Genomic DNA, 24,886 nt, shown 5'->3' with positions numbered 1-24,886 from the left:
CACCTCCCTCCTCCCCGACGGTGAAGAGGTGCGGACAGCGCTGACAGCGGCGGCGCGGGAGCGCATTCTGGTGCTGGATGGGGCCATGGGCACCATGATTCAGCGACTTGGGTACGAAGAAGAGGATTTTCGTGGTGAGCGTTTTGCTGACTGGAAACAACCGGTTCGCGGCAACAACGACCTGCTGATCCTGACGCAGCAGCAGGCCATTGAAGATATTCAATACGAATATGCCAAGGCTGGCGCGGACATTCTGGAGACAAATACGTTCTCGTGCACCTCGGTCGCCCAGGCCGACTACGGCATGGAAGAGCCTGATCTATGAGTTGAATTTCGAGGGTGCACGCGTGGCACGCCGTGCGGCAGAGCGTGCGACGCTGGAGGACGGCAAAAGACGTTTCATTGCAGGGGCTTTGGGGCCAACGACCAAGACATCGTCGATGTCAACAGATGTTAACAGTCCGGGTCACCGATCCATCACATTTGACCAACTTGTTGAGGCCTACGCGGAAGCCATCAATGGATTGATTGATGGCGGCTCCGACATGCTGCTGTTTGAAACGATTACTGACACGCTCAATACCAAAGCCGGGATATTTGCGGCAGAACGAATTTTCGCCGAACGCGGGTCCCGGCTGCCGATCATGATATCCGGTACCATTACCGATTTGTCTGGACGGACTCTGTCGGGGCAAACACCAACGGCCTTCTGGCATTCGCTGCGGCATGCGAACCCGGTCACGTTCGGGTTGAATTGTGCCCTCGGCGCCAATGCGATGCGCGCTCACCTGGCTGAGCTTAGCGAAGTCGCCGATACACTGATCTGCGCCTATCCAAATGCCGGACTACCCAATGAGTTTGGCGGCTATGATGAAAGCCCCGAGTTCATGGCCGAGCAAATTGAGGGTTTCGCGCGTGATGGCTTCGTCAACATCGTTGGCGGATGTTGCGGTTCGACGCCAGATCACATTGCGGCCATCGCCACGGCGGTGGGCAAGCACAAGCCGCGAGAAATTCCGGAAGTGCCGACATTGATGCGGTTGGCCGGGCTTGAGCCGTTCACGCTGACCAAGGACATTCCGTTCGTCAACATTGGCGAGCGCACCAATGTGACCGGATCGGCTCGGTTTCGCAAATTGATCAAGAATGGGGACTTGAATGCGGCGCTGGACGTGGCGCGCGATCAGGTGGCAAACGGCGCCCAGATCATTGACATCAACATGGATGAGGGTCTGATCAACAGCAAGCAGATGATGATTGACTATCTCAATCTGCTCGCCGCCGAACCGGATATCGCGCGCGTGCCCCTGATGATCGACAGCTCCAAATGGGAGGTGATCGAGGCGGGACTCAAATGCGTTCAGGGCAAGGCGCTGGTCAATTCGATTTCGATGAAGGAAGGCGAGGCCCAGTTTCTTGAGCAAGCCAGACTGGTGCGGGCCTATGGTGCCGCGGTTGTGGTGATGGCGTTTGACGAAGAAGGACAAGCCGATACGCTGGAACGCAAAGTCCGGATTTGTTCGCGCGCCTACAAGCTATTGACCGAAGAGGTCGGCTTGCCGCCAGAAGACATTATTTTTGACCCCAACGTCTTCGCCATTGCGACCGGCATTGAGGAGCACAATGGCTACGGAGTTGCCTTCATCGAGGCCACCAAGCAGATCACCGAAAATCTGCCGCACGTCCATATTTCGGGCGGCATTTCCAATCTGTCATTCTCGTTCCGTGGCAATGAACCGGTGCGCGAGGCGATGCATGCTGTGTTTCTCTATTATGCCATTCAAAATGGCATGGACATGGGCATCGTTAATGCCGGGCAATTGGCGGTTTATGACACGATCGATCCGGAATTGCGGGACGCCTGTGAAGACGTGATCCTCAATCGTCGGGCTGATGGTACCGATCGCTTGCTCGAACTGGCCGAACGCTATCGCGGCACCGCGGGCAAGGACGCAGCAGCCAAGGATTTGAGTTGGCGCGAAGGCACAGTAGAGGAGCGGATCAGCTATTCGCTGGTCAATGGCATAACCGAGTACATTGACGCCGATACCGAGGAAGCGCGGCAAAAGGCCGACCGGCCCCTGCATGTGATTGAAGGGCCGCTGATGGCTGGCATGGGGGTTGTCGGTGATCTATTCGGCTCAGGCAAAATGTTCCTGCCCCAAGTGGTCAAATCTGCTCGGGTGATGAAGCAGGCTGTTGCGCTGCTACTGCCCTATATGGAAGCTGAAAAAACGCTGACGGTGACGCCACCGGTCGTAGAAGTGCTGGCAAGATCCTGATGGCGACCGTAAAGGGCGACGTGCACGATATCGGCAAGAATATTGTGGGCGTTGTGCTGGCCTGCAACAATTACGAAATCATCGACCTAGGGGTGATGGTGCCGGTGGCCAAAATTCTGCAAACTGCGCGTGACGAAAATGTCGACGTTATCGGGCTGAGTGGTTTGATTACGCCGTCGCTTGATGAGATGGCGCATGTTGCGGCGGAAATGGAGCGCGAAGGCTTTGATATTCCGCTGCTTATCGGCGGGGCGACAACTAGCCGGGTACATACCGCTGTCAAAATTCACCCAAAATACCAGCGCGGCCAAGCCGTTCACGTCAATGATGCCAGCCGCGCGGTGAATGTCGTTTCGAGTTTGCTTCAGCCTGATACGAAGGCAAGTTATATTGAAAATATCCAGGCGGAATACGCCAAATCGGCTGCGGCTCATGCGCGCGCCGAAGCGGCTAAAACGCGCTTGCCATTGAGCCAGGCTCGTGACGCCGCGTTCAAACCGGACTGGGCCAACTACTCGCCGCCCAAGCCGAGCCTTTTAGGTATAAAATCGTTTGATGACAGCGACTTCAGTCTAGAAAAGCTGGTCGAGTATTTCGATTGGACACCATTTTTCCAGACTTGGGAACTCAAGGGACGATATCCAGCAATTCTGGAGGACGAGAAGCAGGGCAAGGCGGCACGGCAATTGTTTGAGGACGCCCAGGCGATGCTCAAGAAAATCGTGGCTGAAAAATGGTACCGGCCGAGAGCGGTGATCGGCTTTTGGCCTGCCAGTGCGGTTGGCGACGATATTCGCCTGTTCACCGACGACACGCGATCTGCAGAACGGGCGATGTTTTATACGTTGCGCCAACAATTGTCGAAGCGCGGTGGTAAACCCAATATGGCGCTGGCCGATTTCGTAGCGCCACTTGAGAGCGGCAAGGCTGATTACATCGGCGGCTTTGCTGTCACTGCGGGTATTGAGGAAGTCGCAATCGCTGAAAAGTTCGAGAAGAACAATGACGATTACTCAGCGATTTTGGCCAAGGCGTTGGCGGATCGGTTTGCCGAGGCATTTGCCGAGCTCATGCATGAGCGGGTGCGCCGCGAGTATTGGGGATATGCAGACGACGAGACTTTAAGCCCTGGTGAGCCTGATCGGGGAAAGCTATCGCGGCATTCGTCCGGCACCCGGATATCCAGCGCAACCCGATCATACGGAAAAGACGACGCTTTTTGAGCCTGTTGGACGCTGAAAACCAGGCCGGCGTGCAATTGACCGAGAGTTTCGCCATGTGGCCAGGGTCGTCGGTTTCGGGGATCTACCTGTCGCATCCGGAGGCGTTCTATTTTGGCGTAGCCAAGGTCGAGCACGACCAGGTCGAAGACTACGCCCGGCGCAAGGGCATGGACGTCGCCGATGTCGAGCGATGGCTGGGGCCAGTGCTCAACTATGTCCCTGGCGCCAATATTGCGGCGGCTGAATGATCGCGCCCTATGGTAGCGTTGGCACGACGATCCCTGTGACCGTCTTGACAAAGGGCCAGTTGACAAGCGTTTCCGCCGACACGGCGCTGATCACGCTTACCGTGGACAGCGGCCACGGCCACGCGCCGGGCATGACCTGTATCGCCTGCGTCGGCAGGCTGGACGTACGCGCCCGGCTGTTCGACGTTCTGGAAGAGGTCAGGCAAGGACTGCGACCGCGGATCACCAATGTTGTTGTCGATGCCAGTGCCCTAGTCGACGTCCGTCCGGTGTTGGACGCCATAGCCGGACGACTACCCGCGACCGCCCTGCGTGACCACACCGTGGCGCGGAATTTTTATCTGGCTCAACAAGCGGTATAGCGCACCAAGGGCGTGTCCAACCGCAGATATAGTGGGTGTTTTGGGCTACCATCGGCATTAATGCCGAAACACCAGAGCGAAATATTGCTGGCACTGAGCGCGGTTACGATTTGTCGCGCGGGTTCGACAAGCGCCCGATTCAACTTGCCGTGGCAGACCACAACCAGGTCTGCATGCAGGGCGGCATCAAGCAGCGTTGGCAAGTTGGCAGGCGAACTAGCGACAACATCGGGCCGCAATAGATCTTTTGGGTTGGTCGCGCGATAGTCGCCAACATTGCCTTTCATCATTGCCTGATAACCTTCGCGCAAACAAAAATTCCATTCGCGGGCACAAGTGGGGTCATTGACCAAGGCGTCAGCGGTACTGGGGTTCATTCCAATGAACAGCGCGTAACGCTGCGGAAAATTGTCGCCGAGCCATCGGCGCATCATTTGGCGATGTTGTGCATCGGAAAACTGTGCGTCACCGTGCACATTTGGCGGCAGTGCCAGGCGCACCTTGCCGCCCGGATCGTGATCGGCCTCCGTCATGCGGTTAGATCGCTGGGTGGCACGAGCCCATTGATGAGACTTGCGGTCGTAACTGTATTGGCCAGAAGGCAAGCTATGGTCATTGGCCCTACCCCACCGGGCACCGGGGTTATGGCGCCGGCACTCTGGGTGGCCGGCACATAGTCGACATCGCCGACCAATCGCGTCTTTCCCTCGCCCCGTTCGGGCGCCGGAATTCGATTGATGCCGACGTCAATAACCACGGCGCCGGGCTTGATCCAGTCGCCCCGGATCATTTGTGGCCGTCCCACCGCGGCGATCACTATGTCGGCGCGCCGAACTACCTCAGGCAAGTCCCTGGTGCGCGAATGCGCCATGGTCACGGTGCAATTGTCGCGTAGCAGCAATTGGGCCATTGGCTTGCCCACCAGATTTGACCGGCCAACGATGACCGCATCCAACCCTGACAACGTACCGAGATGATCGCGTAACAGCATCAGGCAGCCGAGCGGCGTGCAGGACACCGGGCCTGGAAGACCAATGGTAAGTTTTCCAACGTTGGCGGGTGTGAAGCAATCTACGTCCTTGGCGGGGGAGATCGCATTGATAACCTTATTGGGATCAATGTGATCGGGTAGCGGCATCTGCACCAGAATGCCGTGGACCCTGTCGTTGGTGTTCAGTTGTTCGATCAGGTCCAGAAGTTCCTGCTCCGGGACATCGACAGGTAGTTCATGCTTGAACGATGCCATGCCCACCTCGGCAGTCTGTTTGGCCTTGTTGGCGACATAGATTTGGCTGGCGGAATCATGCCCGACGATGACAACTGCCAGGCCGGGCGTGATATCATGTGCCGATTTCAGACGTTTGACGTGCTCGGCGATGCGGGCGCGCAAACCCTCGGCGAAGTGTTTTCCATCTATAACGCTGGCCGACATGACGCCTCCTGGTGGCTGCCTGATTGCTGTGTTGGAATAGGCAAACTTGAACGATCCGTCCACGGTTTTGCGAAAAACTGCTATATCGTGTCGCAGTTGACGGCGGTCTCCGGTAAGGTCGATCAGCGAAAACTGGCGGGGTGATTGGCTCGCAATGGCTGAAAACAAGACCAAACCGACCGCTATCTCGATTGACGACTATATTGCGACCGTAGCGCCCGAGCGACGGCAGGACGCAGAGACACTTGTTGACCTCATGAAACGTGCAAGCGGTGAACCGCCGGTCGTATGGGGTTCAATTGTTGGGTTCGGGACATATCACTATCGCTATGAGTCGGGCCGCGAAGGCGATAGCTTTCTCATCGGTTTTGCGCCACGCAAGCCCGCCTTCAGCGTCTATCTGATGGGCACGTATCTGCCCAAACAGCACGCGGAGCGCGACAGGCTGCTGTCACGGTTGGGAAAGCACAAAATGGGCAAGGCTTGCCTATACGTCAAAAAGTTGGCGGATATTGATCTGGGTGTGCTCGAAGAGATGGCAAACATGTCGATAGCGGCTCTAAAAAAGGCCTACCCGCCGGAAACATAAAAGGCTGCAACAACATCTCTGTTGCTGCAGCCCGGACGGTCATTCGCCGCACTGTTGAGGGCTTGGGGGACAAGCGGCTTGTGGCCATCCCTATTCACCGGTGCATGGGTCGCTTGCGTCTCCAGTGAACTATGCTCAAGATGGTGTTTGATTGCGGCGTGAAAAGTGCAATCACCGAAAGGTGAAAGCGGTTTTGCCGCATGGCGCTGTCTGGGCGAATGACAAATGAGTGTTTTGGCACCGTTGCCGTGATGCATGCCCTCAGGCACAGCCAAGAAATGAAATGCGGACTCAATCCGGGGTCCGTAAATGAGAAGTATAGATGACAACAATCAGCCCGCCTGCCCTGCCCGAGAAATCGTTTACTGAACCAGACAAAGCCTGGGCCTATCTAGCCGAAATTTATCATCGCAATACCAGCTTTATTCGCGGACATTTGGCCGACCTCGCCCGCGGCGTTGTGCCAGATGGGCGGGTGCGTGCGTGCTATCCGCAGATCGAGGTGCGCTCAACCAGTTTTGGCCGCGGCGCGTCGACATTGCCCTACGGCTATTTGCACACGCCGGGACTTTATCGCACGACAATTACAGCTCCCGACCTGTTCCGAACCTATTTTGAGGAGCAATTCACGGTCATTCTCAAAAACCATGGTGGCACCATCGATGTCGGCGAGTCGGATACACCAATTCCGCTGCACTTTGCCGTGGCGGCCAATGATAGGCTGGATGGCGAGGCGCTCAACGCGCTCAACATTCCGCTGCGCGATGTTTTTGATGCGCCAGACCTGACGAACACCGACGACGAAATTGCCAATGGCACCTATGTGCCACCCAAGGGCGGACCATATCCACTGGCGGCTTTTACAGCGCCACGGGTCGATTATTCCCTGTATCGGCTGAGCCATTATACGGGCACTGGTGCCGAGCATTTCCAGAATTTTGTGATTTTCACGAACTATCAATTTTATATCGACGAGTTCTGTCGGGTCGCCCAACAACATATGGCGAGCGGGCACGAACATTATGACAAATTTATCGAGCCGGGCAATGTGGTGACCATGAATGCCCGGCTTGGCGGCGGCATCACGGGCGCGCATCCGCCGCGCAGTCCGCAGATGCCGGCCTATCATCTCATCGCCGGTCGCGGACGCGGCATTACCATGGTCAATATCGGCGTTGGGCCATCAAACGCCAAAACCATCACCGACCACATTGCGGTATTGCGTCCGCACGCATGGATCATGCTGGGCCATTGTGCGGGACTGCGCAATTCGCAGGAATTGGGCGACTATGTTCTGGCGCACGCCTATGTGCGCGAAGACCATGTACTGGACGCCGACTTGCCGCTTTCGGTGCCGATTCCCGCGTTGGCCGAGGTTCAGGTCGCGTTGGAAAAGGCCGTCGAAGAGGTTACCCAACTTGAAGGGCTCGAGACCAAGCGCATCATGCGAACCGGTACCGTCGCTTCGTTTGACAATCGAAATTGGGAATTGCGGGATCAGGCCGAAATCACTCAGCGATTAAGCCAGTCGCGCGCTGTCGCGCTGGATATGGAAAGCGCCACGATCGCTGCCAACGGGTTCCGGTTCCGGGTGCCTTATGGCACTTTGCTGTGCGTTTCAGACAAACCGCTTCATGGTGAGCCTGAAACTGCCGGGCATGGCCTCGGACTTTTACCGGACCCAGGTCAATCAACATCTGCTGATCGGGCTGCGGGCGATGGAGATATTGCGAGATCAGCCAGCAGAACGGTTGCATTCGCGCAAACTGCGCAGTTTTGCCGAAACGGCATTCCAGTAGTCCCACACCGTCTTGAGGCACCTCGGTCGGTGAGATCGGCGCGCCTAGGCAGTTTGGGCTGTCCATTGCATGATCTGGCCCATCACGTCCTTGAGCGACGTATCAAGCGCCGCGATTGCCGCCGCGGTGGGGTCAAGGACTGCAGGGGTTTTTGCCGTGAATGTCCGGCTGGCGAAAATGGCACCGCGCCGCTCGTCGACGAGTTTGGCGTTGATGGTGACAGTGGCCACATTGCCGCTGCCTGCGTCTATCTCGAAGGCTCGCAACTCGGTGGCAAGGGTTACGTCCACCCTCAACTGATCATCGGGGCGGCCGATATTGGGAAAATTGCTGGCTTCGAAGGTCTGGAGCATCCTGGTTTGAACCAGGCGCGGCAGCGTGTCGGACAGTTGTGCGTCGGGCAGATAGCTCAAAATATTGCCGGGCTCACGCACAACAACACGTTGGGAATCATAGGTCTGCACCGTCTTGGGTAGTGTTATAACCACAACACGCGAGGAGCGGCGACGAACGCGCCCGCCGCCCGAACTGCCGAGGTCGAAGGTGAGCGGTGGACTGGCACCCAGGCAACCGGTTAGCGCCAGGGCCAGGGCCGACGCGCTGGCGACCATAAATGTACGGCGGGTATTGTTCATCGCTGTTGCCTTACCGCTTATTGTACTCACGGACGGTTTCGCCGCCGAATATCAGACCCTGAGGGTTACTCTCAAGGTTTCTTACCACACGATCAAGGCTCTGTAGCGTTGCGCGCGCTTCTTCGGCCAATGAGGTGTAGCTTGCCAGTCCACGAGAAGTGAAACTGTTCAGGCCTACCGCAATGTTGCTGGTGCTCGCATTGAGTTGGTCGGCAAGAAGGCGAACCGATTTCGCTGCGGCCGATAGTTCTTCGAACAACCCCTGTCCCTCGGTGCTCGATACCGTATCATTGATCTTGGCAAGAATTTCATTGACTTGATCCACGGACCCCGTCAACCCATTGGAAACACTGGTGACATTAGCAACAATAGTATCAACATTATCGGCGTTATCGCCAAGTTTTCTGGAGAATGCGTCGACATTGTCAATGACGCGACCAATGGCCTGTGGGTCGATCCCCGCTGCGACTTCATTTATGACTTTGGCGCTGGCGTTCAAACCGTCCACGAAGCTGGTGATTGTCGTTGACAAGGTTGATGTGGTTTCAAAGAATTTATCGATCTCGGTGGAATTTCGGGCCAGAGTGTCGGTAAACACCCCAACATCGGCCACGACCTGCTGAATATCCGCTGTGGGCACGGCGGCAGCAAGCCCGCGAAGGTCTGTGGCCAGCGTTGAAAGTTCCTGAGAGGCGTTGTCGGCATTGTCAATGAGACGTCCAATGGCCTGGGGATCGATTTCTGCGGTTGTGGCATTGATCACGTCGATACTGGGCGAGAGATCCGCCGCCATCGCCCCGAGGGTCTTGGTCAAGTCTGAGGCAGAAGCGACGAAGGTATCGACGGCACCCGAATTTCGCGCCAGCGTCTCGGCAAATGTACCCACGTCGGCGATGACCTGTTCGATCTGGCCTGTGGGAATCGTTTCAACGATGCCGTTGATGTTGGCAGTCAAACTCGTCATGTTTGCAGACAAGGTATCAACATTGTCGACAACGCGACCAATGGCCGTTGGGTCAATTTCCGCCGTAACCTTGTCGATGACGTCCATGCTGTCCTTGAGCCCTATTGTCAGGTCGTTCAGGTTTTTCGACAGCTCGGCAGTGGTGGTGAAGAATTCGTCGACCTTGCCCGAATTACGTGAAAGGCTGTCGGTGAAACTGGTCACGTCACTGACGGCCTTGGCGACCTGATCCGGTGATACGGCGTTGACCAGTTTACGGGTGTCGCTGGAAAGCTTGGTTATTTCCTCTGCCAAAGGCCCAATTTCCTGACCTGCATCTGACACGCTGGCCATGAATGCCTCGATGCCGTCGGCGTTCGAGGCCAACGCTGTGCTGAACGTCTCGACATTGGCAATTGTGGTGTTCAATTTTTCGTCGTTGGTGTCCAGGAACCCGTTCAATCGGCTGACGGCGGTCGAGGTGCCGTTGATGGTTGCAGACAGGCCGTCCAGAATTGATTGAAAATCCGATACCTCGGCATGTAGCGTGGGCACCGAATGGCCTTCAGTTACCGGAGGTTCGCCGGCCGTGTCAGTCCCGCCCGATAGCTGCACCGATCCTACGCCTGTAAGGCCCTGGAACCCCATCAGCACTCGTGTGTCTGCTTTTACCGGTGTGCCCGCGTTGACTTCAATGCGCGCCACAACATTGGCGGTGTCAGTCGGATCAAGGGCAACGTTGCGGACCTGTCCAACCTTGATGCCGTTGAACTGCACATCGGTACCGCGACCAATACCGGATACAGTGCCAGTAAAGACAACATCATAGGCCTTCATCGGCACGTTGCTCGAGGGACCGGCAAACCAATATACAAAGGCGAAAAGCGCGGCAATGATCGCTGTGGCCAATGCGCCGACAAGTGCATAATTTGCATTGTTTTCCATAGGTCAGCTTCCGATATTGCGGGCCCGTGGGCCGTGAAAGTATTCCTGAAGCCAGGGCTGATCCGACTCCAGCATTTCAGACAATGTGCCAGCCTTGAGCAGCTTGCCGTTGGCCAGAGCAACGATTCGGTCGCAAGCCATGGCCAGGCTATCGAGGTCATGAGTGACCATCAAAACGGTCAAGCCAAGTGTGTCCCTCAACGTCACGATCAGTTCGTCGAATTTACCCGCCCCAATCGGGTCGAGGCCAGCGGTTGGTTCGTCGAGAAACAATATTTGCGGGTCGAGCGCCAGAGCGCGCGCCAGGGCGGCACGCTTGATCATGCCGCCCGAAAGCTCGGCGGGATAGCTATTGGCCGCCGCAGCCGGCAGGCCGACGAGGTCCAGCTTGATCATGGCGATATCGCTACGAAGTTTCGATGACAAATGCAGGTGTTCGCGCATTTGAAATTCAATGTTTTCCTTGACGGTCAACGATGAGAACAGCGCCCCCTGCTGAAACAGGACACCCCAATTGCGCTGGGTTTCAACACGCTGACGGCGGTTGAGTTGGGCGTAGTCTCGCCCCATTACCGTTACGGCGCCACCATCATGGGGTATGAGACCGACGAGCGCACGCATTGTCACAGACTTGCCGGAGCCAGATGGCCCGATCAAGCCAAGAATTTCCTGCCGTTGCAGATCAAAACTCAAACCATTGATGATGGTGCGGGTCCCGATCTTGACGACAAGGCCATCGACGGAGATTGCTGGTCCGGTTTGAGGACTGAGCGCGTTCATCACAGCCCGATAGCCGCAAAAAATATGGCAAACAGGCCATCGGCGACGATGACCACGAATATCGATTTGACCACTGATGAGGTAGTCCGCTGTCCAAGCGACTCGGAGGAACCCGCAACCTTCATGCCCTCAATGGATGCCAGGAGCCCAACAAGAAAACCCATGAACGGTGCCTTGATCAGACCAACGACCACACTGGTCACGGTCATGGCGCCACGCAGGCGATCGGTGAAAATATCGAATGGTATGTCGCCGTAAAATTTCGCAACCACCGCGGCACCGGCCAACCCCGACATAGAGCCAACAAAGGCCAGAAGCGGCATGCCGACCACAAGGGCCGCGACGCGAGGCAACATCAATGCCTGATGAGGATCAACACCCATTACCTGCAACGCATCAAATTCTTCACGAATTCGCATGGCGCCAATTTCGGCGGTGATAGCCGAGCCTGAACGACCAGCAACCATAATGGCGGCCAAGAGAACGCCAATCTCCCGAAACATCAGAATCGCGGCGAGATCCACCACGAAAATCGTCACGCCAAATTGACGAAGTTGCAAAATGGTCTGCTGGGTAATGATGGCGCCAACGACCAGCGATATCAGCGCCACAATGGGGATAGCGCGCAGGACGATCTGCTCAAACTGATGTACGAAGCTGGCGAACCGCAAGGGCGCCTGGAACGTTGCTGTGCGGCCCAGGGCAACCATCAAATGGCCCTGCACCGCATTTGCGGCGAATATATCGCTAACGGCGCCAATAACGATCTCGACCAAATTTTTCGAAAGGTACCAGCACGAAGTTGGTACTTCTTACCGCAGGCGCACCGTCATGCGCCGCGTCACTGATGGCGCTGAGCAGGGCAACGTGTTGCTCTGTGCCGCCGACCAGACGCATATCGCCCTGCCCCAGACCGCGCTGGAGTTTGGTCAGGAGCCACGCGCCAATGGTGTCGAGTTTACTGATGCCGCCAATGTCCAACTGGACCGGGCGCGATTCTGTTCTTTGGCAGGCTCAGATGAGCGATCTCGGCTTCAAGGGACTGAGCACTGGATGATGTCCAGTCTCCAGAACAGCTGATGCGCTGCTCTGCGCCCTCGCTGCGGCCAAGCGTTATCTGCGAATCCATCACGCCTCTATGCGAATTAACCTTCGGGAAGTGTCTAGCACAGTTTGGTGACGAGTTTCCAAGTCGAACATGCGGTTAAACACACAACTTGGCTGCAGTGTTTCCTTTATGTTTGATCATGGGTAGGCGCGCTGGTGCCGTATGGATCGAGGCGAGCGGGTTGAAATGATCCATGGGATGCTGAGCAACAGTCCCTGCCCTATTCCACCTCTATAATCAGGGTGACGATTTCGAACGGCCGCAGGTCGAGGGCAATAGCGTTGTCGTTTATAGGTAGAGATTTGCCCGGGTTCTCTTCCATCAAATTGACCATTCGCACTGATTTCAATGGCAGACCAAATCTCAAAGTCGCGTCAGCGCGAATATTGGCATGCTCGAAAACGCGCACTATCAACGCATCGCTTGATTCTGCCTTCTTTACAGTTTCAACAGTCACGTTCGGCGCATCGACGCTGACATAGGATTGGCTCTGTGTCGGACTGGCCGATTTGACTGACCTGACCGGGCCTATCACGGCGACGGGGTTGTTGAACCGCTCGGCTGCACGCTGAACCTGCGCGAGATCGGCTAGCCCATCGTGAATGTAAAGCCCATATCGTAAACGATGCTCACCCTGGTCGGCGTCAGGGTCGGGATGTGTTGATCCGCGCACCAGGCTAATTCGGACCAATTGTTCGAGCGCGTCGTAGCCATATTTGCAGTCATTTATCAAAGCGACCCCAAAATCGGCTTCGCTCATATCGACCCACCGATGCATTGACGCTTCAAATCGGGCCTTGTCCCAGCTCGTATTGCGATGGGTGGCGCGCTTGACGTGGCCAAACTGGATTTCGGATCGAACCTCGGAGCCTATTGAGATCGAACGGAAAGCATGCCTTGAGCACTGTTCGCTGCTCGTGCCAATCAATATGGGTGTCGAATTCGATCTCGCGTGCGCCGGTCTGCAGCGAAATAATTTGAGTGATCCTTGAAGCCTGGTAGTGCCTCTCGATACGAATAGCGACACGGTGCGGGCCTTTTTCGACGACGCTGATAGTGGCCTTGGCGTCGGCAAGTGGCCAGTATTGCTCTTCGAAATAGCGATCAATATCCCAAGCGTCCCATGCCATGGGTTTGTCTTCAAAAGCGATGAGCCGGTTTGCCATCTGGCCTGATGGAATGACTTCACGACCGCGCTGTTTGTCGAAAATTGAGGTAATTTCGCCGTTTCGATCAAATTCGACGCGGACAAGATCATTCTCGAGGTGTTTTTTGGAGACGGATAGTGCGGACTTAAGCTTTGGCGGCGTTATGGTGACGATCTGGGCGCTGGTCCAACCCATCGACGGCAGGTTGGCGGTGACGGCCCCAAATGCCGCGCTGCCATCGGCACGAACAAACTCCTGCACCGGTACAGAGCCGCCCGCCGTCACTAATGTTGTTCCGACTAGCGACTGATCGTCGCCGAGGAGAACTTGGGCAGACCGTTCCTGCGCGACGAAATTGAACAGGCCGAACTGATCGGCGGTCGGCTTGGCAAGCGCGACGGCGGCGCCAAACCACTGGCCGTTGGCTGAATCAAGCTGGGCAAACAGGTCCTCATATTCCCGGTCACTATCGCTGTAGACCTCCGAAATGGAGGTGCCGGGCAGTATGTCATGAAACTGATTGATCAACACCGTTTCCCAGAAGGTGGCCAGCGCGGCGCCCGGATAGTCGGCGCCGGTCGTGACCAAGGCAAAGGCGGCAAGAAATTCGGTCTCACGCAGTCGGCGTTCGGCAGTGCGGTTATAGGCCTTGTTCTTTGCGACCGAGGTCAATGTGCCACGATGATACTGCAGATAGAGCCTCGCCATTCCATACAGGGAATCGGGAGGAATCCTTGTCCATGCGCTTACCCAGCCGGTCGAGAAAAGGCACAATGCCCTCCAGCTTGACCTTGGGTGCACCGGGGATGCCGCGCTGCATGCGAATGCCGCGCTCAATCATGGCGCGGGTCGGGCCCCCGCCGCCATCGCCGTAACCGTAACAGAGCAGGACTTCGTCATTGACCGCCTTTGGCTCATAGCGTTTCCACGCGCCCATGGTTTCGCTGACTGAAAGGTCTGAATTGTAGGTCGTGTAGATCTGATCATTCTCGAACCGCTGGGCCGTGATCAGTTGGGCCTTGGTGGTCGTGCCGTCGATGCCCCGCCAAAAGAATGTGTCGTACGGGTGGCGGTCGGTGTCGTTCCAGGACAGTTTTGAGGTGACAAAATACTCAAGTCCCGACCGCTTCATGATTTGAGGCAAGTTGGCGGAATAGCCAAAGGTATCCGGTAACCACACGGTTTTTGGGGTAACGCCAAATTCTTCGATATGGAATCGACGACCGCGCATGATCTGTCGTACCAGGGATCTCGCCGGAGATGATGTTGACGTCGGGCTCTACCCACATTGCCCCTTCAATCTCGAATTGGCCCTTTTTGACGCGCTGCTTGAGGCGCGACCATAGTTCGGGATAGTCAGTTTTGAGAAAATCGAACAATACCGACTGATTGTACATGAAGACGAAGTCCGGATATTCCTCCATCAGCGTCAGGACCGTGGCAAAGCTCCGACCGGTCTTGTCGCGTGTATGCAGGACGCGCCATAGCCAGCCAACGTCGAGATGTGTATGGCCGACTGCCGTAATTGTTGGCTGCACTTCGGTGTCGACGAGTTTGTAAATTTCAGCAGCGATTTTTTCGGCCTTGGCCAGCGACGCGGCGAATGCCTTGGTATGGGCGCCGCGCCGGTCAAGTGCGCGTAGCGCCCTTTCGACGAGATTGAGGATGGCATGGCGGCGGGCATCGGATTGGTGCAATCTGATTGCCACTTCCAGTGGTGTCATCAGATCATAATATAGTTTTTCCGCGCGCTCATTGCGAACGAAGAACTCAACTTTGAAATCGACCAAGGGGCGATCGAAAAAGGTGAAGGCATTGACGTGAAGAACAGATTTGTGGCCGGGCTTGGCATTGCGCGCGACTACAAGCTCGGTGTGATTGCCGTCTATGGCCTGCACAATCTTGCCGTCGAGATATGCCAGACATTGCGGATCGGTGCTGCCAGGCCGGTGCTGCCATTGTGAGGTGAATTTGAGCACCAATGTCTGGCCACCGGCCGACGGCGGCACCTCAATCTCGGCCGCAAACCAGGTATTGCCCTGCTTGCGACCCCAGACACCACGCGGACCAAACTGCGGCCACTGCTCCCAATTGGCGTTCAGCGCTTGCTCGGCCGTCATGTCGTCGGCGGTGGAGTGCCACTGAAAATGAGCATCGTCGACGCTCGTCAAGATTTTTGACTCGAGATCCGCGCACAGGCGCAGCAGCTTACCTTCGGACTTCAGGTCATCATCCATCAGTGCCAATTTTCCGGATGCGGGATTGGAGTAGGTCATTGATAAGTCCTCAGAGTCAGAGACCGTTTCGGTGCAAACAAGCATAGATTTTGCAACGTTGCAATTGTGACATCAGATTGTATGTTACGACCTCCGTTCACCGACGACGCACAGGTCTGTTGCCACCGAAAACCTGGTCAGGAGTATGGTGACGAGGGGACGCTGACCAACGTCTAGACACAAGCGGAGGAACCTTCGTATTGGGATCGACACCAACAGAGTTGGAAAAGAGGTAGCCAATGGCCAAGAAGGCCGCTTCCCAAAGCTTGGTCCACAGAAAATCTGGTGACCGCGTAACGCTTCGGACCATTTCGGATGCCACGGGGCTAAGCCTTTCCACAGTTTCGCTGGCGCTTCGCGGTGGTGTATCGCTGAAGGCAGAGACAAAGCAGAAAGTAGACGATGCGGCACGCCGACTGGGCTATATACCGGACCGTGCCGGAGTGCGATTGCGCACCGGGAAAACCAATGTCATTGCACTGGTTCTGGATAGCACGGGTAACTCGATCGATTTCGCTGGCAATCTGATTCGAGGGATCGGGCGTGAGATCAGCAATACCAGATATCATTTGACTGTTGTCCCTGAGTTCGAGCGCGGTTCGACTGGTACCGTGCGCTATATCCTCGATCACCGAACCGCGGACGGTATCATTGTTACCCACACCGCCAAGCGTGATCCGAGAATAGAGATGCTACTCGGTGCAAACTTTCCGTTTGTCACGCATGGTCGAACCGAATTTGAATCGCCGCACCCCTTTCATGATTTTGACGCGGAGGCCTTTGTAGCGATGGCGGTCGAGCGTTTGGCACGTCTTGGCTGCAAAAATCTGGTACTGGTTTCGGGCGATGACGGCACCAACAATCATCGCAATATTGCCGGTGCGTTCCGCCAATTCCTTGCAAGTGCTGGACTGGTCGGGACTGTTGTTGACTGGGGCCCTGCCGGTGGCCACGCCGCCGAACTCCGCAGATTGGGTTCCGAACTGGCCGCGACGCGACCTGATGGCATCTTATGTGATACCGAACTGCGCGCCATTTCGCTGCTGGGTGGCCTACAGGATGGCGGTCTGACGCCGGGCAGCGATGTTCACGTCATCTACAAGCAGACCTCGGACATCGTGCCAACCGTATATCCGGGCATCGACAGCATTGAAGAAGACGTTCCTGCCGCGGGCAGCAAACTGACCAGACTGCTTATGCGTCGAATTGCAGGTGAATTGCCCGAGGCACTGCAGTCACTGTCATATCCGGTTTGTCGCTGGCGACAATAATGGCTTGAGCCAATCGACCCGACCAACGAACCCGCACAAATAGAACGTTTATTTCATTTTGTTGCGCTAGTCGATATGCTGGTCCGCCGGGCACGATTGGCTCAAATGTCGTGCATGACAACCGGTGTCGAGAATATTGCCGAAGAACGCACTCTTCGATTTTTTGGTATTCGGCGTAATCTCTGTGTCGATTTTAGTGTCGACAAGGCCTGACGATTATACCACATAATTGCACTTTTTAGTTATGTTATACAATATGTTAGGCAATTGGGTTTTCGGACCGAAACTTAATTCAATCTGACATAGAGATGTCACCAAACCATGGTTATTGGTGCCTCGGTGGCGACCGGAATTGCACGATAGCTTTCTGCTTGCAAATTTGGGCAGACGGGCGATAGTCTTGGGTCAGGTCGACACAGATCGACGAAATTGGAATGCGAGCGGCATGGCCGTTTGGAACATTCACTCTAAATTGACCAGGGAGACGTAATAATGAAAAGGCGCGATTTTATCTTGGCGACCAGCGCAGCCGCTGGCGCACTCATGCTGCCAAAAATGAGCCTTTGCCGAAGAAGGCCGCATCGATTGGTACACGAGTTCTCGGATTCCAACATTCTGGATTTTTGGGCCAACACAGTTAAGCCAAAGTTCGAGGCCGCCAACCCGGGCACAACGATCAATCTTGTCGACGCCGGTGACAGCGCGGGGGTGCAATCCATAGCACAGCGCGCCTTGGCCGCCATGCAGACCAGCACCGACCCGCAGGCAGACTATTTCGAGGCGGCCGATCCCCTGCTGCCGCTGGATGCCATCGAGGCCGGTCTCTATGTCAATATGAAGGAAGCCGGGCTGTCCAACTATGACAAGGTCAATCCCCTCGCCATCAATAGTGACTATAGCCTGCCCTATCGTGGTTCGCAGGTGCTGTTAGCCTACGACACAACCAAATTGGCGCCGGCAGATGTCCCCAAGAACTGGGATGATTTGGTCAGTTGGATCATGGCCAACCCTGGTCAATTTATCTACAATCGCCCCGACAAGGGCGGCTCTGGTGGGAATTTCGTCCGCCGCGCCATACATCAGGTCAATGGCCTTGATCCCTCGGCATTCACGGTGGACAATTATACCGAGGAATTTGGTGATGAAGCGCTCGGCAAGGCCTGGAAGGTTCTAGGCGATCTCGCTCCCGCGCTATATGATGGCGGCGCGTACACCTCCGGTAACACTCAATCCATCCAACTGCTGGCTCAGGGCGTTGTTACCATGGTTCCGGTTTGGTCTGACCAGGTGTTGCAGGCCATCGATGAGGGTGTGCTACCCGACACTACTGGTTTGGTGCAGTTGCAGGATTTGGCGCTGGTCGGCGGGTTCAGCCGCAGCGTTGTGCTGGCCAATGGAACCAACAAGGAAGCATCACTGAAACTGGCCGATTTCCTGTTAACCGAGGAAATTCAGTCGGCTGTGCTCACTGAGCCTTGGCGGTTTTCCCGGCGTGTCCTGGGACTATATTTCTGCGGATCTGCGTGAGCGTTTCGCGGATATCGTCCCCCAAACCATCCCGACATTCCCAAGCGGAAAGTGGGAAGCGGCCATCAATGATGGCTGGTATCGCAATGTTGCACCCAATGTGGACCGCAACTCGTGAGTGAGGTGTCTGGCGCGGCCAATACTCGGCCGCTTCTGGAAAAAGCCGAGAGCGGGAGGCCTTTTGGCCTTCTGCTCGTGGCGATGCCGGTGTTTCTGGTAGGTTGGCTGGTAATCTGGCCGATCATTTCTGCTGTCTTCCGCACCGTTTGGCACAGGGATAGCCAAGGCAATTATGGCTTTGACCTGAGCACATATGTGTTCTTCTTTTCTGACAAATACAGTCTGGACAATCTTTCAATAACGCTGTGGACCACTGGCGTCTGTGCGTTTCTGCTGTTGCTGGTGTGTCTGCCGATTGCACTATACCTGCGGTTTTCCGAGGGGCGATTGCCCGCCTATGTGCAGGGCCTGGCGATCTTTCCCATGTTCGTGCCGTCGATCATCCTCAGCTATGCGTTTATTCGTGTGCTGGGACCAAACGGCATGGTCGACTTGCTGCTGAATGCTGTCGGTCTACCGAAAATCCGCACACCATATTTAACGCCCTGGGGCCCGGTTATCGGTCTTGTGTGGGACAATATTCCGCTGACGGTCCTTATTTTATTGTCAGGTCTAGGAAATGTCGCCAACCAATCGATCGAGGCGGCCCGCGATGTCGGCGCCAAACGTTTTCAGGTGCTTTGGCATATCATCCTTCCCCGGATATCGAACTCCATATTGGTAGCGCTATCGTTTTCCGTCCTGGGCATTTTTTCGGCCTTCACCCTGCCCTACGTGCTTGGGCCTGCAGCGCCGGAGATGATGGGACCCTTCATGCAACGCACATTCCGCGACCTGAATGATCCGCTCAGTGCGATTACCCAGGCTGTCGTCACATTCAGTTTCTGCATTGTGTTTGGTCTGTTTTATGTGCGCTCGGTCGCACGCAACCAGGGGAAATGAGCGTGGCACCGTCTATATTCGCCAATCGCCCGCGCATCGATGGGGTCGGCATCGCTTTTGCGACACTCCTGTCTGTAGCGATCATTTTCCCGCTGCTGGTTGTTGGTACCTGGGCCTTCACCGAGGTCTGGCGCTATCCCAATGTCGTGCCGCAGCAGTTTGGCCTCAGGTTCTGGGGCGCAACAATCAGCCGGGCCGATGTCTGGTCGGCATTGATGCTGAGCCTTGAGCCTGTCCACTGTGGTGACGCTGCTATCGGCGGCCATTTGCCTGCCAGCCGCCTATGCCTTTGCGCGCATGTCATTTCCCGGACGCAATATTCTGTTTTTCTCGTTCCTGGCGGGGCACGCCTTTCCCAAGTTTGGCCTGTTGATCGCTATTGCGGCAATTTTTCTGCAACTCAATTTGATCGGCACTTTTTGGGGTGTCGTACTCATCCAACTGGTCGGCACCTTGTTGTTCATGATCTGGATTCCAGTGGCCGCGTTCCAGTCGGTCGATCGACGAATGGAAGAGGCAGCACGCGATGTTGGCGCCTCACCCTTGCGGGTGTTCTGGTCGATTACATTGCCTCAGGCGGGACCAACGATTGCGGCGGCGCTGCTGCTGAGTTTTGTTGGGACGTTTTATGAAACCGAAGGGGCGTGGCTGATTGGTGCGCCCGGCATTCGCACCACGCCGGTCCTGATGATCTCGTTCATCAACAACCAGATGGTAGTTCAGTATGGCGCGGTATTGTCGGTGATCTTGTGGGTGCCATCATTTATAGCGCTGATGTTTGCGCGTCGGGTCATTGGTGGCGGCGCGTTTGCCCGCGGCTTCGGCGGTTAGGAAGATAGATGTCGGTATTGAAGATTGACAATGTTTCGAAATTTTTCGGCACAACCCGCGCGGTCGACGACTTTTCACTGACTGTCGAAGACGGCGAACTCGTGTGCCTGCTCGGACCGTCGGGGTCGGGCAAATCGACGCTATTGCGTATGGTAGGCGGTTTTGCGCAGCCGACGGCTGGCTCGATTACCATTGATGGCGAGGAAATCACGCGCCTACCGCCCGAACAACGACCGACCGGCATGGTCTTTCAAAGCCACGCGCTATGGACGCATATGAATGTGTTCAAGAACCTGGCGTTCGGGCTGAAGCTGCGCAAGCTGCCGAAGGAGGACATTGATCGCAAGGTTGAGGAAGTGCTCGAACTGGTTGGTCTGAGCGGGTATGGCGGGCGCCTTACGCATCAATTGTCAGGTGGCCAGCAACAGCGTGTCGCCTTGGCGCGTTCGCTGGTGCTGGAACCCAAAATACTGTTGCTGGACGAGCCCTTTGCAAGCCTTGATCAACATCTGCGCGAACGACTGCGCGAGGAAGTTCGCGATATTCAGCAGCGGCTCAATATTACCACGCTGTTCGTTACCCACGGTCAGGATGAGGCCTTGGCGCTCGCGGATCGGATTGTGGTGATGCGCGATGGCAAAACTGAACAGGTGGGGCGCCCTGATATCGTCTATCGTGAACCGGCGACACCGTTTGTGGCAGGTTTTATCGGCACGATGAACCTGATCGAAGGTGATGTAAGCAACAAGGTCTTCAATCGGGCAGGTTTTCAGGTGCCACTCGATATCGCCGACGGCCCGGTCACACTCGCGGTTCGACCGGAGTCGCTGGATCTGAGTGTTGACGATAAAAATGGGCAGGCAATTGTTCACCGTGTCACCGATTATGGAACGCATGGACTGGTGGACATGGATTTGCCCGATGGCGGTAGGCTCAAATCCATGGTAGGCCATCCCGACATGTTCGCATCCGGTCAATCGGTAAAGCTCAATCCCACTGCGATCGCTGCTTACCGTGACCAAAAGTTGGTGCACAGAAGCCAATGACAAACCCGGTATCGATCAAGCGAAACGACCACACAACCTGGTTGAAGTGGCACCGTGGGCGCAAGGCCGCGGGCGACGCCAATTTTACCGGCGCCAGAATTCTTGAAGGCATGCGGCTGGGCGCAAGCGTTGAGGTTGATCTGGTCGTCCATGGCGATCGTGGTTACGCGGTACTGCATGATCTGAGCCTTGAGCGTGAAACCACGGGCGATGGCGTGACAGCTGAACGTTCGGCCGCCTATATTCGCGAACTGTATTTGCGCGACAATGATGGCAATCCATTAGCCGAGCGGGTGATGTTGCTGGAGGATCTTTGCGCCCTGCTGGCGACTGGCGAAGTGCATGAAAATGCCGTTCTGCAACTGGACTACAAGCAAGACGTGGCCGCGCTTGATTCATCATCCATTGCGTCTTTCAAGGCAAGCGTAACGCCGGTTGCCCGACATATGCTGTTGTCATCGGGCGACGCAGCAGCTGTACAGCTGCTGAGCGCCGATGTGCCGGCGTTACGAATTGGTCATGATCCCTGTCATGACGGCGCGCTGGATCGACTCAAATTGAGTCGCAATTTCCCACAATTTATCGCCGACGCCATTGCCGCGTCACCACGCGCGGAGATATTGTATTTACATTATCGGCTGGTGCTCGAGGCCGCAGCTGCTGGCTTCGATCTGGTCGCGGCATCACACAATGGCGACCGCCGCGTCGATGCCTATACCATTAAGGTGCCGGCGCCTGATACACTGGCCGACATCATGGGGCTGCTGGATCTCAAGGTCGACCAGATTACGACTGACGACCCTGAGGGATTGGCGGCGCTGGTCGGCGATCGTTAGGCTGGGTTCTTGACCGGCGCGCCCTTGAGCATGTCAATAAGATAGGTGTGCGTGGCCGGGTTAGCGACGATTACGCAGCCGGTTTTTTCGTAAAACTCAGGGCCGCGTCCCCACCAATCGGTTACGATACCGCCAGATTCCTGGGCCAACAAGACACCGACAGCCCAATCGACCAAACCGGATTCCTCAAAGTAGCCAGTCAGTCTGCCGCAGGCGACGTATGCGCAGGAGTTGGCCGAGCCTGCCTACAACGCGAACCGCGCCAATCGGGTTACGCAGTTTTTCAAGGCGCTGATAAAATCCGTCAAAGGTAAAAATGTTCGACGTTGGAAGGCCGGTGCCGACCGCCATCAGACCAACATCCACCTGCTGGCTGACCTGTAATTTTTTACCATTCAGATAGGCGCCCTTGCCTTTGATGGCGGTAAACATTTCATCTGCCGCGGGATTATAAAGCGCGCCGCAGACGGTCTCGTTGCCGCGACGCAAGGCAATCGAGATGGTGTAGTGCATGCCGTTGATGAAATTGGTTGTCCCGTCAATCGGATCGACCAGCCACCGGTACTCAGGATCACTGCCGGTGACCGGATCGAATTCCTCACCTGTAAAGCTCCAATCCGGATACATGGCAAACAGGCGTTTTCGGATCAACTGCTCGGATTCCTTATCGGCATCCGAGACAAAATCGGCCGGTCCCTTGATGCCGATCTCAAGTTCGCGAAAACGCTCGAAATAACCTTGGGTGAGAGCGCCCGCCTCACGCGCTACACCCACCATGTTGGCCAATATCTCGTCGTAGGAATTTTGCATCAGATTTCTCCGGATTTTTGCGGTTCGGCCGGTTTGGTGTCTGGTTGATCACGCAGCCGACTCTCGTCGAGCCTGCCCGGTTTTTTCGAGTATGGGATAGGCCACGGAGGCCAGGTGCGCGTTGATTCTTTTGAGATCGCGCAAGGTGTCAAGATGTAGCGTACTGGTTTGAATGGCGTCGGATAGTCCATCCCTGACCCGTTGCAAATGCGCGTTTGAGGACTGCGCCTCAAGTCGTCGAATTTCTACCTTGGCGGCCACAAGTTGTCGCGCCAACTGGGCATCTCGGGTTAGAAAAACTGACTGTGACAGCTGCATATTGGCAATTGTCTTTTCGTAGAGATCGAGGATTTCCTGTAGGCCGAGTCTCCGAAAATCTGACTTGGCGTTTGGCGCGTTTGGCCGCGACTTCGGCCAGGCCGCCCTCGATTATGTCGCCAACATGTTCCAGATTGATCGCGTAACTAACGATCTCGCTGGACCGGCGCGCGTCGTCACTATCCAGACCGGTCGTATCAAGTTTGGTCAGGTAGAGCTTTATTGCGTGTTGCAACGCGTCGACATCGTCATCAAGCGTTGCCATGTTGGACTTTGCGTCCGGTGTGGCGCGACGCAGTCCGTCAAGGCTTGCCTGCAGCATTTTCAAGACAATATCGCTGACCCGCAGCGTCTCCCTGGCCGCACCCGCCAATGCCATTTGTGGTGTATCGAGAACCGATTCATCGAGATAGTTTGCGCCCTTTTCCGGCTGCTCCGGCATCGGCAGCAGCAGCGCCGACAATCGTGCGATCGGGGTGAGCAGTGGCAAGAACACGATCAGCAACGCAAGGTTGAATCCGAGATGAATTGCGATGGCCAGATTAACTGGCCTCGGCATGACACCGGCCACCAGTTCCGCGACGGGTGGTGCCAGTATTGTTAGAGTAATCGCGCCGATACCCCTGACGAGTAAATTGGAAAAAGTCAGTCGCCGCGCCTGCGTACCCTCAGCAATTACAGCCAACGCCGGCGGCACTGCGCCTCCAAGATTGGCGCCAGCAACCAGAATAACGGCCAGTGCTGGCGCAACAATTCCGGCCTGGGTCAAGAGGGCAACGAACAAAACAACAGCAAGGCTTGAAGAAGCAGTAAATGCCAGGCCAGCGGCGAGCATCAGGGCGAAAACCGGCGCATCGCCGAGCGCGCCAAGCACAGTAATCACGACCTGCGATTGACGAAGGGGTTCAGTTACACCGTTGACCATTTGCAGCGCTAGCAACATCAGGCCCAGACCAAGAATTGCACGACCAATACCCTTGCCGCGCGTGTAACGGCTCGAGTTGAACCCGATTACGCCGATGAGAATCATCAAGGATGAAAACCAGTGAACATCAAGCGACAAGACAATGGCAGCCAGGGCCGTGCCGACATTGGCTCCGAGCATGACGGCCTGCGCCATCTTGGGGTCGATTATCTCACGGCTGGCAAATGATGCGGTAATGACGGCTGTCGCCGTGCTTGACTGCAAGGCCAGTGTTGCGGCGAGGCCAGAAAGGGCTGCGGCAAACCGGTTGCCTGTCCCCTTGGCGATCCATTGCCGAAGTGACGCACCGAAGGCTCGGAGAACACCGGTTTTGATTAGCCGAAGGCCCCAAAGCAACAGGGCGCCGGCGCCGAGCAGATTGATTAACTGAATTGTGGATTGCATATTTAACAGCACACCTAACAGTAGGTTTGAGTATGCTGGATTCATGGGCGCCCGTCGATACTTGTCGGCGATTTCGCAAGCATAAATGCAACGGTTTTGTGGCACA

At 56.0% G+C, this 24,886-nt stretch carries 22 protein-coding genes and 3 pseudogenes; 11 read left to right on the top strand and 14 right to left on the bottom strand.

Translation table 11 applies throughout. The annotated features are described in order from the left end of the window. Positions 1–85 precede the first annotated feature (85 nt). Both metH and PSQ19_RS03930 read left to right on the top strand, forming a co-directional pair. Positions 86–3,753, top strand: a pseudogene (gene metH / locus PSQ19_RS03935) (methionine synthase). Then, entirely contained in the window at positions 3,750–4,115 is a 366-nt protein-coding gene (locus PSQ19_RS03930) for a hypothetical protein (protein WP_282219705.1), read from the top strand. Before metH ends, PSQ19_RS03930 begins: the two are co-directional and overlap by 4 nt. On the opposite strand, the gene PSQ19_RS03925 is transcribed toward PSQ19_RS03930, so the two are convergent. Continuing rightward, on the bottom strand, positions 4,100–4,648 hold the full coding sequence (locus PSQ19_RS03925) for a DUF1643 domain-containing protein (protein ID WP_282219704.1): 549 nt from the start codon (positions 4,646–4,648) through the stop codon (positions 4,100–4,102). The two genes, PSQ19_RS03930 and PSQ19_RS03925, sit on opposite strands and share 16 nt — an antisense overlap. After that, the gene (gene folD, locus PSQ19_RS03920) at positions 4,645–5,547 is read right to left on the bottom strand and encodes a bifunctional methylenetetrahydrofolate dehydrogenase/methenyltetrahydrofolate cyclohydrolase FolD (protein ID WP_282219703.1); all 903 of its coding nucleotides are present in this window, start codon (positions 5,545–5,547) and stop codon (positions 4,645–4,647) included. Before folD ends, PSQ19_RS03925 begins: the two co-directional genes overlap by 4 nt. Positions 5,548–5,701: 154 nt before the next feature. Between folD and PSQ19_RS03915 the strand changes: the two genes are divergently transcribed. Then, positions 5,702–6,136: a DUF1801 domain-containing protein gene (locus PSQ19_RS03915; RefSeq protein ID WP_282219702.1), complete on the top strand. Its 435-nt coding sequence runs from the start codon at positions 5,702–5,704 to the stop codon at positions 6,134–6,136. 322 nt (positions 6,137–6,458) lie between these two features. Next, positions 6,459–7,935: pseudogene (locus tag PSQ19_RS03910) on the top strand (AMP nucleosidase). Between the two features lie 44 nt (positions 7,936–7,979). Here the strand turns inward: PSQ19_RS03910 and PSQ19_RS03905 are convergent. From PSQ19_RS03905 to PSQ19_RS03890, 4 genes are read right to left on the bottom strand one after another with little or no spacing between them, the layout of a single operon-like run. Then, positions 7,980–8,546 (bottom strand): ABC-type transport auxiliary lipoprotein family protein, encoded by a 567-nt coding sequence (locus PSQ19_RS03905; protein ID WP_407649137.1) that lies wholly within the window; start codon positions 8,544–8,546, stop codon positions 7,980–7,982. A 34-nt stretch (positions 8,547–8,580) separates the two neighbouring features. Further along, a complete protein-coding gene (locus PSQ19_RS03900) occupies positions 8,581–10,458 on the bottom strand; it encodes an MlaD family protein (RefSeq protein WP_282219700.1) in 1,878 nt (625 codons plus the stop codon). Between the two features lie 3 nt (positions 10,459–10,461). Then, positions 10,462–11,238: an ABC transporter ATP-binding protein gene (locus PSQ19_RS03895; protein ID WP_282219699.1), complete on the bottom strand. Its 777-nt coding sequence runs from the start codon at positions 11,236–11,238 to the stop codon at positions 10,462–10,464. Further along, entirely contained in the window at positions 11,238–12,014 is a 777-nt protein-coding gene (locus tag PSQ19_RS03890; RefSeq protein ID WP_282219698.1) for an MlaE family ABC transporter permease, read from the bottom strand. Before PSQ19_RS03890 ends, PSQ19_RS03895 begins: the two co-directional genes overlap by 1 nt. 55 nt (positions 12,015–12,069) lie before the next feature. Between PSQ19_RS03890 and PSQ19_RS03885 the strand changes: the two genes are divergently transcribed. Further along, the gene (locus PSQ19_RS03885) at positions 12,070–12,318 is read left to right on the top strand and encodes a hypothetical protein (RefSeq protein WP_282219697.1); all 249 of its coding nucleotides are present in this window, start codon (positions 12,070–12,072) and stop codon (positions 12,316–12,318) included. 248 nt (positions 12,319–12,566) lie between these two features. Here the strand turns inward: PSQ19_RS03885 and PSQ19_RS03880 are convergent, their stop codons facing one another. From PSQ19_RS03880 to PSQ19_RS03865, 4 genes are read right to left on the bottom strand one after another with little or no spacing between them, the layout of a single operon-like run. Continuing rightward, positions 12,567–13,196, bottom strand: coding sequence for a glycoside hydrolase family 38 C-terminal domain-containing protein (locus tag PSQ19_RS03880; protein WP_282220607.1), 630 nt, complete (start codon positions 13,194–13,196; stop codon positions 12,567–12,569). Next, positions 13,132–14,166, bottom strand: a complete 1,035-nt coding sequence (locus PSQ19_RS03875; RefSeq protein WP_282220606.1) for a glycoside hydrolase family 38 C-terminal domain-containing protein — start codon at positions 14,164–14,166, stop codon at positions 13,132–13,134. Before PSQ19_RS03875 ends, PSQ19_RS03880 begins: the two co-directional genes overlap by 65 nt. Beyond that, the gene (locus PSQ19_RS03870) at positions 14,135–14,725 is read right to left on the bottom strand and encodes a glycoside hydrolase family 38 N-terminal domain-containing protein (RefSeq protein ID WP_282219696.1); all 591 of its coding nucleotides are present in this window, start codon (positions 14,723–14,725) and stop codon (positions 14,135–14,137) included. Before PSQ19_RS03870 ends, PSQ19_RS03875 begins: the two co-directional genes overlap by 32 nt. Beyond that, positions 14,607–15,770, bottom strand: a complete 1,164-nt coding sequence (locus PSQ19_RS03865) for a glycoside hydrolase family 38 N-terminal domain-containing protein (protein ID WP_282219695.1) — start codon at positions 15,768–15,770, stop codon at positions 14,607–14,609. The genes PSQ19_RS03870 and PSQ19_RS03865 overlap by 119 nt, the downstream gene beginning before the upstream one ends. Positions 15,771–16,009: 239 nt before the next feature. On the opposite strand from PSQ19_RS03865, the gene PSQ19_RS03860 reads away from it, so the two are divergent. The 6 genes and pseudogenes from PSQ19_RS03860 (at position 16,010) to PSQ19_RS03835 (ending at position 22,283) form a co-directional block, all read left to right on the top strand. After that, entirely contained in the window at positions 16,010–17,041 is a 1,032-nt protein-coding gene (locus PSQ19_RS03860) for a substrate-binding domain-containing protein (RefSeq protein WP_282219694.1), read from the top strand. A 492-nt stretch (positions 17,042–17,533) separates the two neighbouring features. Continuing rightward, positions 17,534–18,568 carry an extracellular solute-binding protein gene (locus tag PSQ19_RS03855; protein WP_282219693.1) on the top strand — a complete coding sequence of 345 codons (1,035 nt, stop codon included), beginning with the start codon at positions 17,534–17,536 and terminating at the stop codon, positions 18,566–18,568. Between the two features lie 201 nt (positions 18,569–18,769). Beyond that, a complete protein-coding gene (locus PSQ19_RS03850) occupies positions 18,770–19,570 on the top strand; it encodes an ABC transporter permease (protein WP_407649136.1) in 801 nt (266 codons plus the stop codon). Beyond that, positions 19,567–20,401: pseudogene (locus PSQ19_RS03845) on the top strand (ABC transporter permease). Before PSQ19_RS03850 ends, PSQ19_RS03845 begins: the two are co-directional and overlap by 4 nt. 8 nt (positions 20,402–20,409) lie before the next feature. After that, positions 20,410–21,447, top strand: coding sequence for an ABC transporter ATP-binding protein (locus tag PSQ19_RS03840; protein WP_282219691.1), 1,038 nt, complete (start codon positions 20,410–20,412; stop codon positions 21,445–21,447). Beyond that, on the top strand, positions 21,444–22,283 hold the full coding sequence (locus PSQ19_RS03835) for a glycerophosphodiester phosphodiesterase (RefSeq protein ID WP_282219690.1): 840 nt from the start codon (positions 21,444–21,446) through the stop codon (positions 22,281–22,283). The genes PSQ19_RS03840 and PSQ19_RS03835 overlap by 4 nt, the downstream gene beginning before the upstream one ends. Here PSQ19_RS03835 and PSQ19_RS03830 read toward each other — a convergent pair. From PSQ19_RS03830 to PSQ19_RS03815, 4 genes are read right to left on the bottom strand one after another with little or no spacing between them, the layout of a single operon-like run. Next, entirely contained in the window at positions 22,280–22,486 is a 207-nt protein-coding gene (locus PSQ19_RS03830; protein ID WP_282220605.1) for an FIG domain-containing protein, read from the bottom strand. The genes PSQ19_RS03835 and PSQ19_RS03830 overlap by 4 nt on opposite strands. Next, positions 22,470–23,093: an inositol monophosphatase family protein gene (locus tag PSQ19_RS03825; protein WP_282219689.1), complete on the bottom strand. Its 624-nt coding sequence runs from the start codon at positions 23,091–23,093 to the stop codon at positions 22,470–22,472. The genes PSQ19_RS03830 and PSQ19_RS03825 overlap by 17 nt, the downstream gene beginning before the upstream one ends. Positions 23,094–23,141: 48 nt before the next feature. Continuing rightward, a complete protein-coding gene (locus PSQ19_RS03820) occupies positions 23,142–23,411 on the bottom strand; it encodes a PhoU domain-containing protein (RefSeq protein WP_282219688.1) in 270 nt (89 codons plus the stop codon). Further along, positions 23,323–24,780, bottom strand: coding sequence for a Na/Pi cotransporter family protein (locus tag PSQ19_RS03815; protein ID WP_282219687.1), 1,458 nt, complete (start codon positions 24,778–24,780; stop codon positions 23,323–23,325). Before PSQ19_RS03815 ends, PSQ19_RS03820 begins: the two co-directional genes overlap by 89 nt. Between the last annotated feature and the right edge of the window lie 106 nt (positions 24,781–24,886).

The organism is Devosia algicola (assembly GCF_028816455.1).
Classification (GTDB): Bacteria; Pseudomonadota; Alphaproteobacteria; order Rhizobiales; family Devosiaceae; genus Devosia; species Devosia algicola.
This window is presented reverse-complemented; position numbering and strand designations above follow the sequence as displayed.

Bases quoted from the DNA above. Each gene is read 5' to 3' on its own strand.
- PSQ19_RS03930 (WP_282219705.1), top strand. From the start codon at position 3,750: ATGATCGCGCCCTATGGTAGCGTTGGCACGACGATCCCTGTGACCGTC.
- PSQ19_RS03925 (WP_282219704.1), bottom strand. From the start codon at position 4,648: ATGACGGAGGCCGATCACGATCCGGGCGGCAAGGTGCGCCTGGCACTG.
- folD (WP_282219703.1), bottom strand. From the start codon at position 5,547: ATGTCGGCCAGCGTTATAGATGGAAAACACTTCGCCGAGGGTTTGCGC.
- PSQ19_RS03915 (WP_282219702.1), top strand. From the start codon at position 5,702: ATGGCTGAAAACAAGACCAAACCGACCGCTATCTCGATTGACGACTAT.
- PSQ19_RS03905 (WP_407649137.1), bottom strand. From the start codon at position 8,546: ATGGTCGCCAGCGCGTCGGCCCTGGCCCTGGCGCTAACCGGTTGCCTG.
- PSQ19_RS03900 (WP_282219700.1), bottom strand. From the start codon at position 10,458: ATGGAAAACAATGCAAATTATGCACTTGTCGGCGCATTGGCCACAGCG.
- PSQ19_RS03895 (WP_282219699.1), bottom strand. From the start codon at position 11,238: ATGAACGCGCTCAGTCCTCAAACCGGACCAGCAATCTCCGTCGATGGC.
- PSQ19_RS03885 (WP_282219697.1), top strand. From the start codon at position 12,070: ATGCGCCGCGTCACTGATGGCGCTGAGCAGGGCAACGTGTTGCTCTGT.
- PSQ19_RS03870 (WP_282219696.1), bottom strand. From the start codon at position 14,725: ATGCGCGGTCGTCGATTCCATATCGAAGAATTTGGCGTTACCCCAAAA.
- PSQ19_RS03865 (WP_282219695.1), bottom strand. From the start codon at position 15,770: ATGACCTACTCCAATCCCGCATCCGGAAAATTGGCACTGATGGATGAT.
- PSQ19_RS03860 (WP_282219694.1), top strand. From the start codon at position 16,010: ATGGCCAAGAAGGCCGCTTCCCAAAGCTTGGTCCACAGAAAATCTGGT.
- PSQ19_RS03855 (WP_282219693.1), top strand. From the start codon at position 17,534: ATGAAAAGGCGCGATTTTATCTTGGCGACCAGCGCAGCCGCTGGCGCA.
- PSQ19_RS03850 (WP_407649136.1), top strand. From the start codon at position 18,770: ATGCCGGTGTTTCTGGTAGGTTGGCTGGTAATCTGGCCGATCATTTCT.
- PSQ19_RS03840 (WP_282219691.1), top strand. From the start codon at position 20,410: ATGTCGGTATTGAAGATTGACAATGTTTCGAAATTTTTCGGCACAACC.
- PSQ19_RS03835 (WP_282219690.1), top strand. From the start codon at position 21,444: ATGACAAACCCGGTATCGATCAAGCGAAACGACCACACAACCTGGTTG.
- PSQ19_RS03825 (WP_282219689.1), bottom strand. From the start codon at position 23,093: ATGCAAAATTCCTACGACGAGATATTGGCCAACATGGTGGGTGTAGCG.
- PSQ19_RS03820 (WP_282219688.1), bottom strand. From the start codon at position 23,411: ATGCAGCTGTCACAGTCAGTTTTTCTAACCCGAGATGCCCAGTTGGCG.
- PSQ19_RS03815 (WP_282219687.1), bottom strand. From the start codon at position 24,780: ATGCAATCCACAATTCAGTTAATCAATCTGCTCGGCGCCGGCGCCCTG.